This is a genomic window from Bacillus sp. SIMBA_074 (assembly GCF_046534555.1).
GTDB lineage: Bacteria > Bacillota > Bacilli > Bacillales > Bacillaceae_G > Bacillus_A > Bacillus_A mycoides.
Window position 1 is genome coordinate 17700 of sequence record NZ_JAWRYM010000008.1, and the last position, 12179, is coordinate 29878.

The following is a 12179-nucleotide window of genomic DNA, read 5'->3' on the forward strand; positions in this document are numbered from 1 at the left end:
ATGTTTAAAGAACCTTATATTGCGATGATAAAGGATTGGAAAGGGTACAAAACATACAAAAAATTACCGAAAACAGTTTTTCTTATGACTGGTTCAATGCTGGAGTTACCAGAGCGTGTATATGAACTACAGAGACATGGACACGATGTATTTCTTCATTGTGATTTTATACAAGGCTTAAATACGAACACAGAGGAAGCACTTTTATATATTCAAGATGTTATCGGAGCACAAGGTATTATTTCGACAAAGGGATCGACAATTCGAAATGCCAATAAAATTGGATTGAAAACGATTCAACGCATTTTTATTGTTGATACTTTATCTCTTACAAAATCAATTGAAAATTGTAAAACGACTAAACCGAATGCAGTAGAGATTATGCCTGGCATTATGCCTTCTATTATTAAACAGCTAGCGGAGGAAATAAAATTCCCTATTATTGCAGGTGGGCTGATTCAAACGCGAGAGGATGCAGAAATCGCAATTCGTGCAGGAGCAAGTGCAATTTCAACGAGTCATTATGAAGTGTGGATACAAGAAGAAAAAAGGAGTGCAACCTTGTGATTGAATTGAAAAATGTTTCAAAGGTATATAAAAATGCGGAAGAGACAGCAGTTAAAGACGTATCAGTTCATATTAAAAGAGGAGAATTTTTTGTTTTAGTTGGACCTTCTGGATGTGGAAAAAGTACATTATTACGAATGCTGGCTGGTTTAGAAGAAATTTCTTCGGGAGATTTAATTATTAATGAACATGTTGCAAATGATTTAGAGCCAAAAGATCGTAATCTATCAATGGTATTTCAAAATTATGCGCTATACCCACATTTATCTGTAGAAGAAAATATTTTATTTGGACTTAAGGTAAGAAAAGTACAGAAAGAAGAACGACAAAAACGATTGATGGAAGCTGTTGAGATGGTAGGGTTGAAGGAATATGTCAAAATGAAGCCTGGGCAACTATCAGGTGGACAAAGACAGCGTGTTGCACTTGCTAGGGCCATCGTCAGTCAAGCACCGATTTGTTTAATGGATGAACCACTTTCGAATTTAGATGCGAAATTACGTGCCCAGATGAGGATTGAAATTAGAGAAATTCAGCAACGATTAGGAATTACGATGATTTACGTTACTCACGATCAAATAGAAGCAATGACTATGGGAGATCGTATTATGGTTTTAAATAAAGGAAGTATACAACAAGTTGGAACACCGCTTGATATATATAACGAACCAGCAAACGAATTTGTTGCAAGTTTTATAGGTTCTCCTTCTATGAATATAAATGATGGGGAAGTGGATAAAGAAAAAGGCATATTACATATAGGGCAATTGCAAATTCCATTATCTATTGGACAGTTAAAGCAATTACCAGAAGGAATAATTCGAATCGGCATGCGTCCTGAGCATATTGCATTGTCTGCGGAAGGACAAGAAGTTACGCTGCAATCTGTAGAAGTATTAGGGAATGAATCTATATTAAACTTTGCGGTAAATGGAGCAACTTGGAGTGCGAAAGTCATCGGACAGTTACTCCTGAACAAAGGTGACAAAGTAAAATTATTATTCTCGCAAGAAAAACTATGCTTCTTTCACCAAAATACGAATGAACGATTAAAAGTGGTGGCTGAAGAAGAGTTGAAAGTGGTGGCGAAATAATGATTGAAGTAGGTAAGTTACCAGTTCAAACAACAGTGTCAAAAAAGAAGAGTTTATGGGGCAGAACGAAAGATTTAAGAATAGGATTATTGTTTTTGGCGCCATCTATTTTGTTATTTTCAATTTTTCTTTTCTATCCATTGTTTAGGACGATCTACTATAGCTTTTATTTAACAGATATACACGGAGAAGCTAATCTTTTCGTGGGCTTAGAAAATTATCAATATTTATTTTCGGATCCTGCTTTCTATAAAAGTATAAAGTCAACTTTATTATTTGTTTTATATACAGTGCCTACTAGTATTGTATTCGCCTTATTTCTTGCATTACTTGCAAATGAAAAAGTAAGAGGGATCGGATTATTCCGAGTTCTCTTTTCTTCAACGATGGGAATATCAGTAGCTGCTAGTGCAGTGATTTGGCTATTTTTATTTCATCCAAGTGTAGGGTTATTTAATAATATATTAGCCTCTATGAATCTTCCTGCAATCGCATGGTTAACGAGTCCAGAATGGGCACTGTTTTCTGTATCGGTTACAACGGTTTGGGTGAATACAGGATTTGCATTTTTAGTTATATTAGGTGGTTTACAAAATATTGATACGTCTTTATATGAGAGTGCATCTATAGATGGTGCCAGTTATTTGTATAAGCTTCGCCGCGTTACATTACCGATGCTGTCACCAACTTTATTTTTTATCGTGACAGTAACGTTAATTAGTGCGTTCCAAAGCTTTGGACAAATTGATATTTTAACGCACGGTGGACCAAATGATGCAACGAATTTAATTGTGTACTCGATTTATAAAGAAGCATTTGTGAATCATCAATTTGGAACAGCAAGTGCACAAGCAATGGTATTATTCGTTTTCATTTTTATTGCTACATTGATTCAATTCAAGTTTGCTGAGAGAAAGGTGCATTATAAATGATCGTTAAACAGTGGAAACAAAATTTCCTATTATACATGCTGCTCATTATTAGTGCAGTAATGGTGTTTTTTCCTGTACTCTATGCGTTTTTAATAAGCTTTATGACACCAGATGATATTCAAATGAGAAGGTTATTTCCAACTCAATTTACTTTCGATAATTTTATTAATATCTTTCAAAAAGTACCGCTTTTTACATACTTGTATAACAGTTTAATTGTATCGACGATTGTTATGGTTGGACAACTTATCGTATCCAGTTTAGCAGCTTATGCTTTTGTTTTTCTTCAGTTTAAAGGGAGAAACGTAATTTTCTTCCTGTTTATTTCAACGATGCTTATTCCGTGGGAAGCAACGATGGTACCGAATTTTTTAACGATTCAAAACTTTGGTTGGATCAATAGCTTTGCTGGGATGACAGTGCCATTCTTTGCAACAGCTTTCGGTATTTTCTTACTACGTCAACATTTTATGACACTTCCGAATGAACTGAAAGAAGCTGCTTTTATTGAAGGGATTGGAAATGTAAGGTTTTTATTCAGTGTTGTAATTCCGTATTGTAAAACGAGTTTTATTACGCTTGGAGTATATAGCTTTTTAACAACGTGGAATATGTATTTGTGGCCGCTCTTAGTAACCACTGATGAAAAAGTAAGAACGGTTCAAATTGGTGTAAAGCAGCTTCAATCTCAAGAAGTTGCAACTGATTGGGGCAGTGTAATGGCCGGTGTTACGGTTATCGTCATTCCAACGTTGATTTTACTATTTTTAGGGCAAAAGCAATTACAAAAAGGATTAACAAAAGGTGCAATTAAATAAGCATACATAGGAAAAGGTGGGATTGAGATGAGTTTATTGAAAAAAAGTGCTGCTCTTTTAATGGCAGCCACAATGGCATTAACCGGCGCAGCTTGTTCAAATAGTAAAACAGAGGGGAAACCTGAAGCACAGGCAAAAGTAGCTCCAGTTGAAAAGAATGGTGATAAAACTGTAATTCGTTTCTGGCATGCAATGGGTGGAAAAACACAAGGTGTACTAGATGGGCTTGTTGCAGACTATAATAAGTCGCAGAATAAATACGAGATAAAGGCAGAGTTCCAAGGAACATACGAAGAGTCTTTAACGAAATTTAAAACGATGTCTGCAACGAAAGAAGCGCCAGCTCTTGTTCAATCGAGTGAAATTACAACGAAGTATATGATTGATAGCAAAAAGATTACGCCTATCGATAGCTGGATTAAAAAAGATAAGTACGATACATCAAAATTAGAAAAAGCAATTACGAACTATTATTCAGTTGATGAAAAAATGTATTCTATGCCGTTTAATTCATCTACACCAGTATTAATTTATAATAAGGATGCTTTCGCGAAGGCTGGATTAGATCCAGAGAAAGCTCCGCAAACATATGATGAGTTAAAAGAAGCGGCGAAAAAGTTAACGATTAAAGAAGGCGGAAATGTAAAGCAGTATGGATTTTCAATGCTGAATTATGGTTGGTTCTTTGAAGAGTTGTTAGCGACACAAGGTGCTTTATATGTAGACAACGAAAACGGCCGTAAAGATGCTGCAAAGAAAGCGGTATTTAACGGAAAAGAAGGTCAAAAAGTATTTGGGATGTTAGATGAATTAAATAAAGCTGGTGCACTTGGAAAGTATGGAGCAAGTTGGGATGATATTCGTGCTGCGTTCCAGTCTGGACAAGTTGCTATGTATTTAGATTCTTCAGCTGGTGTTCGTGATTTAATTGATGCATCTAAGTTTAATGTAGGCGTTTCGTATATTCCGTATCCAGAAGATTCGAAACAAAATGGTGTTGTTATTGGCGGTGCATCGTTATGGATGACGAATATGGTTTCAGAAGAAACGCAGCAAGGTGCTTGGGACTTTATGAAATATTTAACGAAGCCAGATGTACAAGCAAAATGGCATACTGCAACAGGATATTTCTCAATTAATCCAGATGCATATAATGAGCCGTTAGTAAAAGAGCAGTATGAAAAGTATCCGCAGTTAAAAGTAACGGTAGAGCAATTACAAGCAACGAAGCAATCTCCAGCAACTCAAGGTGCATTAATTAGTGTATTCCCAGAATCAAGAGATGCAGTCGTAAAAGCATTAGAAGCAATGTATGACGGGAAAAATAGTAAAGAAGCGTTGGATGAAGCTGCAAAAGCAACAGATAGAGCAATTAGTATTTCAGCTCGTACGAATCAAAAATAAGAGAAAGCCGTATCCTTATGAGGGATACGGCTTTCTTTATAAGGAGATAAGGGATCAAAGAAATGATGAATTCTTATCTATTTTATATGAGTAAAGGGTCCAGGAAGAGTATTGTTCTTTTCATTATTTGTTTAACTCCATTGCAACTTGTTTACCATTTACGAAAACCTCTGCCACTGCTACTATAACTTCCATCACTTTTTTCATATCTCATCTCTCCTTGTTTTTTGTTTCATTTCTTACTTTTAGTATAAAGAAATATAGTAATTGCAACTATCGAATTGGATGACAAGAGACTTACAGTGTTGTAAGGATAATAGTTTTATTTGTAATAAATGCTATTTTGGATTATGATTCAGAAATTTCTGTCGTTTTAATCTATAATTAGAAAGAGAATGGTTTAGAAAGAAGGGGAAGAAATGAAGAGAATACTTGTTATTAGTGATATTCATGGAGAAATAGAAAAGTTCGAACAGTTATTGGAAGAAGCTCAATACGATGCAAGACAGGATCAATTGATTTTATTAGGGGATTATGTAGATCGTGGTCCAAATGCGTGTGCAGTAATTGAAAAGGTAAAAGAGTTAAAAGAAGCGGGAGCCCTCGTTCTAAAGGGCAATCATGAAGATATGATGATTAAGGCGTTAACGACAGATGAGGAACGTTCATGGAACCATTGGGTAAAAAGGAATGGTGGGGATAAAACGTTATATAGCTATGGATTTGTAGAAGAAGACATTGCGGTTAATGAGGAAAACTTCCAAAAACCGATTTTACAATCTCATATATTAGAGGAACATGTAACGTTTATTCAAGAATTAGATCATTACATTGAAACAGAAGAGTATATCTTTGTACATGCTGGTGTTGAGCCGATGAATCGAGTTTCTGAATCAGAACCATATACATTAATGTGGATCCGTAATGAATTTCATAATGGATATAGCGGCGAAAAGGTTGTTGTATTTGGCCATACGGAAACAAAAACACTTCATGGTAGTGAGAATTGCGGAGTGTATTTTGGTAGTAATCGTATTATTGGAATTGATGGCGGGGCTGTGTATGGTGGTCAGTTAAATTGTTTGGAGTTGCCAAGTAAAAAGGTATATGTAGTAAAAAATTGAAAGAGATAAGAGGAATCTTATTTCTTTCAATTTTTTATTAAGCAAAATTTAAGAAAGAGCCTTTATAATAAAGGTTCAAAATTTTATATCGAGCAAAACTTTAGAAGGAAATAGTTGAAAATGAAATTACATAATATGATTACATTATTTCGTTATGAAGAGAAGAGATGCAATAATAAAGAGAGTTGAAATAGATTGTGGAAGGTGAGAATATGCGCTTACTTGTAGTAGAAGATAATGCCTCGTTATTAGAGTCTATCGTACAAATTTTACGTGATGAATTTGAAGTGGATACGGCAATGAATGGGGAAGACGGCTTGTTTTTGGCGCTGCAAAACATTTATGATGCAATTTTGCTTGATGTGATGATGCCAGAAATGGACGGATTTGAAGTGATTCAAAAAATACGTGATGAAAAGATTGAAACGCCAGTCCTGTTTTTGACAGCGAGGGATTCTTTAGAAGATCGAGTGAAAGGATTGGACTTTGGTGGAGATGATTATATTGTTAAACCGTTTCAGGCCCCTGAATTAAAAGCGAGAATTCGTGCATTACTACGCAGAAGTGGTAGTTTAACAACACAGCAGACCATTCGCTATAAAGGGATTGAATTGTTCGGAAAAGATAAAGACATTCAAGTAGATGGACAAGGTATTAAGCTGACATTAAAACAATATGAGCTACTAGAGTATCTCATTCAAAATAGCGGAAAGATTTTAATGCGTGAACAAATTTTTGATCGTGTTTGGGGATTTGATTCTGATACGACAGTAGCAATTGTAGAAGTGTATGTACATCATTTACGTAAAAAATTAGAACCATTCGGTTATCAGAAAGATATTCAAACCGTTCGTGGTATTGGATATATATTAAAAGAACAATGAGAAAGGGAAGCATGTTTCAAAAGACACGTATTCGTCTAACTATATTGAATTCGTTAGTATTTATCCTATTAATAGGTGTATTAGGTAGTATTATTTATTCGTACACATACAAGCGTACTTATAATGAAGTGGATCAATCTATAAAAATGATAACTCAGTATAGAGAAAAATTTGATGTTAAAATGCCACCACCAAGAAAACGTATAGAGAATATCAAAATTCGAGACCCACGGATAACTATAATAACTTGGAATGGAAAAATAGTGGAGATAGAAGGCGATAACCATAAATTTCGCTCTAACTTTGAAGGGGATTTGGAAAAGTTTTCTCCAAAAAAGGTAGAGGATTTGCAAGATATTGAAGTGCAAGGACGATATTTTAGAACGTTTGCGTTTCAAGAAGATGGAAAAATAGTTCAAATTGTACGTGATACAACAGCTGAAGAAGAAATGTTAAATACTTTATTTTTAATTCTCATAATAGGTTGTAGCATAGGCAGTCTATGTGCAATAGGTATCGGTTTTTTCCTAGCTGGCAGGGCACTCATACCTATTCAAAATTCATGGGAGAAACAGCAGCAATTCGTTTCCGATGCATCACATGAATTAAGAACACCGCTTGCAGTTATTCAATCAAAAACGGATGTATTATTCCAGTCCCCATCCGCTACGATAGAAGAAAAAGCCGTGGATATCTCTACAATTTCAAAAGAATGTAGGCGGCTATCGAAACTCGTTAGCAATTTATTGTTGTTAGCACGTTCGGATTCTAATCAAATTGAGATGGAAAAGAAAACATTTGAACTGGATAAGTTGTTAGAGGAAATTATAAATCCATATAAAGAAATTGCCTCTTATCAAGAAAAAGCGATGATATTAAAAGTAGAACGTGATATAACGTTTATGGGTGATAGAGAGAGAATCCATCAAATGATGGTCATATTGTTAGATAATGCGATGAAGTATACGAATGAAGATGGGCATATTCAAATTGATTGCACACAAACGAGTAATTCAATTCGTATACGGGTGAAAGATAATGGGATAGGAGTTAAAGAAGAAGATATTCCAAATTTATTTGATCGTTTTTATCAAGGAGACAAAGCAAGAAGTATGTCAGAAGGAGCTGGGTTAGGTCTTTCAATCGCTAATTGGATTGTAGAAAAGCATTATGGAAAAATATCGGTAGAGAGCAAATGGGGAGAAGGAACTTGTTTTGAAGTGATTTTCCCAAAAAATCAAAGATTATAAGTGAGAAGACGACCTTGTTTTTACAAGGTCGTCTTTTTTAAGGGAAAGTTAAGGAATAACTTGTAGCATGTATTACATAATGGAAACTTGTGATGGAAAGAAAAGATGTAAGTTTTTTTGAATGAACTGGATAAATCATAAGGTTATTTCTAACAGAGATGAAGTTTATGTATAGTATAAAAAAATTTATGGGAAAGCTGGAAAAAGAAAGCGTGAGAGGGAGGAAGAAGTCTTGAAAAAGAAAATGATGACGGTATTCACTATTGGAGTAATGAGTTTAAGTATATTAGGGGGTGCCTCCCCTTCTGGAATGACAAAAGGAAAGACAGATTACACGCAGCGTAGTAAAGAACAATTAAATGATGGGAAAATACATGCAATGCATACGGAAGAAAAAGCGGAAAAGTTAGGCATTGAAACGGATGGGAAAGAACAAATTACGTTAGAAAAAGAAATTCATGAGACCGAAGTAGGAAGAGAAGCTAATCAATTAGGTATCTCGGCAGAAGGGAAAGATGTTGGAATTCTTTCAGAAGAAATTTATGAAACAAAAGTGAGGAAAGAAGCGTTGAAACTAGGAATATCTATAGAGAATACGTCGATTGTAAGTTTAATTGATCAAATTAATAAGATTAAAATTAATAATGAAGCAGAAAAGCTTAGTGTTTCAACTGAAGGAAAAGAAATAGAAGAGATTGAGGAAGAAATCTACGGAACGAAAGTTAGAGAAGAAGCAGAAAAGCTAGGTATTGCTCAACAAGGAAAAGAGATGGAAGAGTTAGCACAAGAAGTGTACGAACAAAAAGTACAGGAAGAAGCAAAAAAATATCATATTGATTTATATGGCAAAGATATATATCAAGTATTAAGAGAAATAAATGAGCAAAAGGTAATAGAAATAGCAGATGAGCTAGGTATGGACAGAACGAATTTGAAGATTCAAGATTTAGCGGAGAAGATAAATCTTGAACAACCTGAAAAGGGAAAAGAGCTTAAGTTTGTTCCTATGGTTCAAACAGATGCTGATGCGTTTTATTCGTATTTAACGAATTAAAAAGGGCGTGAGAGTGATACGAAAATGGAAGTGGTATATATGTATGGCCTTACTATGTATAGGGGTATGGGGTGCATATACAAATGGAATTACAAAGTATGTAGAGAAAGTAAAGGGGTTACTATTTTCAAGTGTACAAAGTCAAAAACGAATAGAGTTTAGTAATAACGATGAAAAAGTCATGTTATCAAATGTGCCTTTAATTCAGCAATTACCAGAGTTAGATAGAGGCTGCGAAGTAACAAGTTTAGCGATGATGTTACAATACGCAGGTGTTTCTGTAGATAAGATGAAATTAGCAAATGAAATAAAAAAAGTTAATTTTATGGAAGATGGTGTACGTGGGAATCCGAATGAAGGATTTGTAGGGAATATTTATACCTTTTCTGAATCCGGATACGGTGTATATCACGGACCACTTTTTAAGTTAGCAAAAAAATATTTACCGAATAAAGCTGTGGACTTAACAGGGAAGAGTATTGAAGAACTTTATAAGAGTGTAAGTAATGGGCAACCGGTAGTAATGATTACGAATGCAACATATGCTCCTTTAGATGAAGCTGAATTTACTACATGGGAAACAAATAGTGGGGATGTTTCTATTACGTATAATGAACATTGTGTTGTACTTGTTGGGTACGATAAGGAATCTGTATATATTCGAGATCCCCTCGATGATAGCTTAGATGTAAAAGTGCCAAGAGGAAAATTTGAACAGGCATGGGTGCAGATGGGGAGTCAGGCAATTAGCTATGTAAATAACTCCAAATAAATTAGGAAGAAGAGCATGAACTATATAACTATAAGGTGAAGGATAAAGATTTAAGGAATTGTAAGAGAAGTTTTGCAGATTTTTTTGAAGAGAAGCTGTTAAAAAACAAGAGAACTTTAGCATATTATATATGCTAAAGTTCTCTTGTTTTTTAGGATTAAAATGTTTAGGAGAAGTGGATATGTAAAAATGCATAATTGACGAAAGAATTACATGTTATCATTATATATTGTTTTATACATGTTGATTGTATAAAATTACACAAGTGTTCTATTACATAAAGGAGGCTTATTATGCAAAATATATTTAACTGGGTTAAAAGTATGAGTATCAAGAAAAAATTAATCATTTCATTTTTTATTATTTTAACTATACCAGGACTTATTATCGGTGGTGTTTCATATCAAACTGCCAAAACAAATTTTGAACATCAAATGACCGATAAAGCAAAGGAAAATATTTCAGTTTTAAATACTGTTATTTCTCAAAATATAGAAGAGAAATTTGTTGATGCGACGTACTTTGCAGACATCTTAACAGAGGATACATATCCAAACGGACAAGAAGAAATAGTAAGAACGAAGTTAGCGCAATATATAAAACTTCATCCAGAAGTAGAAGGTATTTATATTGGAACACAGGCGGGAAAGTTTATAAGAGAACCATTTATCCAAATGGCTGATGGGTATAATCCAACAGATAGATCTTGGTATAAAGAAGCACATGAAAATAAAGGGAAAGTAATTGTTACTGCACCATATCAATCAGCATCTACTAAAAATATGGTAGTGACAATTGCTAAAGAAGTAAAAGATGGTAAAGGTGTTATAGGAATTAACTTAAATTTAGATAACATCTTAAAAATTTCCAAAATGATTAACATTGGTGAAAAAGGTTATGCAGTTATTTTAGATCAAAATAAGCAAATTGTTAGTCATCCGTCTAGAAAACCAGGTGCAAAAGTTACTGATCCGTGGATTAAACCAATTTATGAAGAAAAACAAGGAAATGTGTCTTATACAGAACAAGGTGATAAAAAGAATTTAATCTTTGAAACAAATGAGAAAACAGGATGGAAAGTAGTTGGAGTTATGTTCGACGAAGAAATTACCCAAGCTGCGAATCCAGTGTTTTATAAGACTTTGATTGTCATTGCTATCGCTATTGTATTTGGTAGTGTACTAATTTATTTCATTACAAAGTCTATTACAAGGCCATTACGAAAAATAGCTGATTCGGCACATAAGATTAGTAAGGGGGATTTGACAGAAAAAATTACTATTTACTCCAAGGATGATATAGGAAAATTAGGGGATTCATTTAATGAAATGTCTGCCTCTTTACAAGATGTGATTACTCAAATTAGTTTTTCAGCAGAACATGTCGCTGCATCGGCTGAAGAGTTAACAGCGAGCGTACAGCAAGCAAATGATGCGACAGATCAAATTACAATTGCAATGGAACAAGTATCAGGTGGGGCTGAATCACAAAGTCAAGGTGTTGAAGAAGGTGCGGCTACATTACAACAGGTAAATACAGCAATTCAAGATGTAACTGGAAGCGCGGAATCAATTTCTATCTCCTCATTACATGCGAGAGAAAGAGCTGAAGAAGGGGAAGAATTGGTTGAACAAACAGCAAAACAAATGCAGTCTATTTCTAAATCGGTATCCGAGTCAGATGCTATTATTAAACTTCTTGATGAGAAATCAAAGCAGGTAGGAGCTATTTCTGAAGCAATTCAAAATATTGCTACTCAAACGAACTTATTAGCTTTAAATGCGGCTATTGAGGCGGCAAGAGCAGGTGAGCAGGGAAGAGGATTTGCTATTGTAGCTGATGAAGTTAGAAAATTAGCAGAGCAATCAGGAGAATCATCTGGAGAGATTGCAAATTTAATTGCAGAAATTAAGGCTGATATTGAACATACTGTTAAGGCAATGGATAATGTGAGTGGGGAAGTTCAACAAGGCTTAGATGTTGTAACAAAAACGAAAGTAAGTTTTACAGAAATTTTAAGTTCTACTACTCATATTGTTTCTCAAGTTAATCAAATGGTAGAAACAACGAAGAGAATCGCTGGAGATGCAAATGAAGTGACAAACGCTATTGATGAAATTGCAGCGGCTGCAGAAGAAAATACAGCTAGTATGCAAAGTGTTGCAGCTTCAACAGAAGAACAAGTAAATTCGATGGAAGAAATTAGTTCGGCTTCGCAAAACTTAGCTGAGATGGCCGAAGAACTACAAGCAATGACTAGTAAATTTAAAGTATAATAAC

11 protein-coding genes and 1 pseudogene are annotated in these 12179 nt (G+C 34.6%); all 12 read left to right on the forward strand.

Annotated elements, in window-relative coordinates:
* Positions 1 to 567, forward strand: coding sequence for a glycerol-3-phosphate responsive antiterminator (locus tag SB773_RS11470; protein ID WP_044444444.1), 567 nt, complete (start codon positions 1 to 3; stop codon positions 565 to 567).
* The gene (locus SB773_RS11475) at positions 564 to 1661 is read left to right on the forward strand and encodes an ABC transporter ATP-binding protein (RefSeq protein ID WP_410589984.1); all 1098 of its coding nucleotides are present in this window, start codon (positions 564 to 566) and stop codon (positions 1659 to 1661) included. Before SB773_RS11470 ends, SB773_RS11475 begins: the two co-directional genes overlap by 4 nt.
* Complete coding sequence (locus SB773_RS11480; protein WP_044444445.1) at positions 1661 to 2593, forward strand: carbohydrate ABC transporter permease; 933 nt, start codon at positions 1661 to 1663, stop codon at positions 2591 to 2593. Before SB773_RS11475 ends, SB773_RS11480 begins: the two co-directional genes overlap by 1 nt.
* Positions 2590 to 3411 carry a carbohydrate ABC transporter permease gene (locus SB773_RS11485; RefSeq protein ID WP_044444446.1) on the forward strand — a complete coding sequence of 274 codons (822 nt, stop codon included), beginning with the start codon at positions 2590 to 2592 and terminating at the stop codon, positions 3409 to 3411. The genes SB773_RS11480 and SB773_RS11485 overlap by 4 nt, the downstream gene beginning before the upstream one ends.
* Before the next feature lie 27 nt (positions 3412 to 3438).
* Positions 3439 to 4815, forward strand: coding sequence for an ABC transporter substrate-binding protein (locus SB773_RS11490; RefSeq protein ID WP_107887615.1), 1377 nt, complete (start codon positions 3439 to 3441; stop codon positions 4813 to 4815).
* A gap of 419 nt (positions 4816 to 5234) precedes the next feature.
* Positions 5235 to 5939 carry a metallophosphoesterase family protein gene (locus SB773_RS11495; RefSeq protein ID WP_289403015.1) on the forward strand — a complete coding sequence of 235 codons (705 nt, stop codon included), beginning with the start codon at positions 5235 to 5237 and terminating at the stop codon, positions 5937 to 5939.
* A gap of 212 nt (positions 5940 to 6151) precedes the next feature.
* Complete coding sequence (locus SB773_RS11500; protein ID WP_002091066.1) at positions 6152 to 6823, forward strand: response regulator transcription factor; 672 nt, start codon at positions 6152 to 6154, stop codon at positions 6821 to 6823.
* Positions 6824 to 6834: 11 nt separating this feature from the next.
* Positions 6835 to 8073, forward strand: coding sequence for a sensor histidine kinase (locus SB773_RS11505; RefSeq protein WP_410589988.1), 1239 nt, complete (start codon positions 6835 to 6837; stop codon positions 8071 to 8073).
* Between the two features lie 232 nt (positions 8074 to 8305).
* A complete protein-coding gene (locus tag SB773_RS11510; RefSeq protein WP_060750507.1) occupies positions 8306 to 9127 on the forward strand; it encodes a hypothetical protein in 822 nt (273 codons plus the stop codon).
* Positions 9128 to 9170: 43 nt separating this feature from the next.
* Positions 9171 to 9899 carry a C39 family peptidase gene (locus tag SB773_RS11515; RefSeq protein ID WP_410589991.1) on the forward strand — a complete coding sequence of 243 codons (729 nt, stop codon included), beginning with the start codon at positions 9171 to 9173 and terminating at the stop codon, positions 9897 to 9899.
* A 434-nt stretch (positions 9900 to 10333) separates the two neighbouring features.
* A pseudogene (locus SB773_RS35360) lies at positions 10334 to 11236 on the forward strand (HAMP domain-containing protein); the annotation flags it as partial.
* Positions 11237 to 11356: 120 nt separating this feature from the next.
* Positions 11357 to 12175: a methyl-accepting chemotaxis protein gene (locus SB773_RS35365; RefSeq protein WP_434476221.1), complete on the forward strand. Its 819-nt coding sequence runs from the start codon at positions 11357 to 11359 to the stop codon at positions 12173 to 12175.
* Positions 12176 to 12179: the final 4 nt, after the last annotated feature.

Bases quoted from the DNA above. Each gene is read 5' to 3' on its own strand.
- SB773_RS11480 (WP_044444445.1), top strand. From the start codon at position 1,661: ATGATTGAAGTAGGTAAGTTACCAGTTCAAACAACAGTGTCAAAAAAG.
- SB773_RS35365 (WP_434476221.1), top strand. From the start codon at position 11,357: ATGGAACAAGTATCAGGTGGGGCTGAATCACAAAGTCAAGGTGTTGAA.
- SB773_RS11495 (WP_289403015.1), top strand. From the start codon at position 5,235: ATGAAGAGAATACTTGTTATTAGTGATATTCATGGAGAAATAGAAAAG.
- SB773_RS11470 (WP_044444444.1), top strand. From the start codon at position 1: ATGTTTAAAGAACCTTATATTGCGATGATAAAGGATTGGAAAGGGTAC.
- SB773_RS11485 (WP_044444446.1), top strand. From the start codon at position 2,590: ATGATCGTTAAACAGTGGAAACAAAATTTCCTATTATACATGCTGCTC.
- SB773_RS11490 (WP_107887615.1), top strand. From the start codon at position 3,439: ATGAGTTTATTGAAAAAAAGTGCTGCTCTTTTAATGGCAGCCACAATG.
- SB773_RS11500 (WP_002091066.1), top strand. From the start codon at position 6,152: ATGCGCTTACTTGTAGTAGAAGATAATGCCTCGTTATTAGAGTCTATC.
- SB773_RS11515 (WP_410589991.1), top strand. From the start codon at position 9,171: ATGGCCTTACTATGTATAGGGGTATGGGGTGCATATACAAATGGAATT.
- SB773_RS11505 (WP_410589988.1), top strand. From the start codon at position 6,835: ATGTTTCAAAAGACACGTATTCGTCTAACTATATTGAATTCGTTAGTA.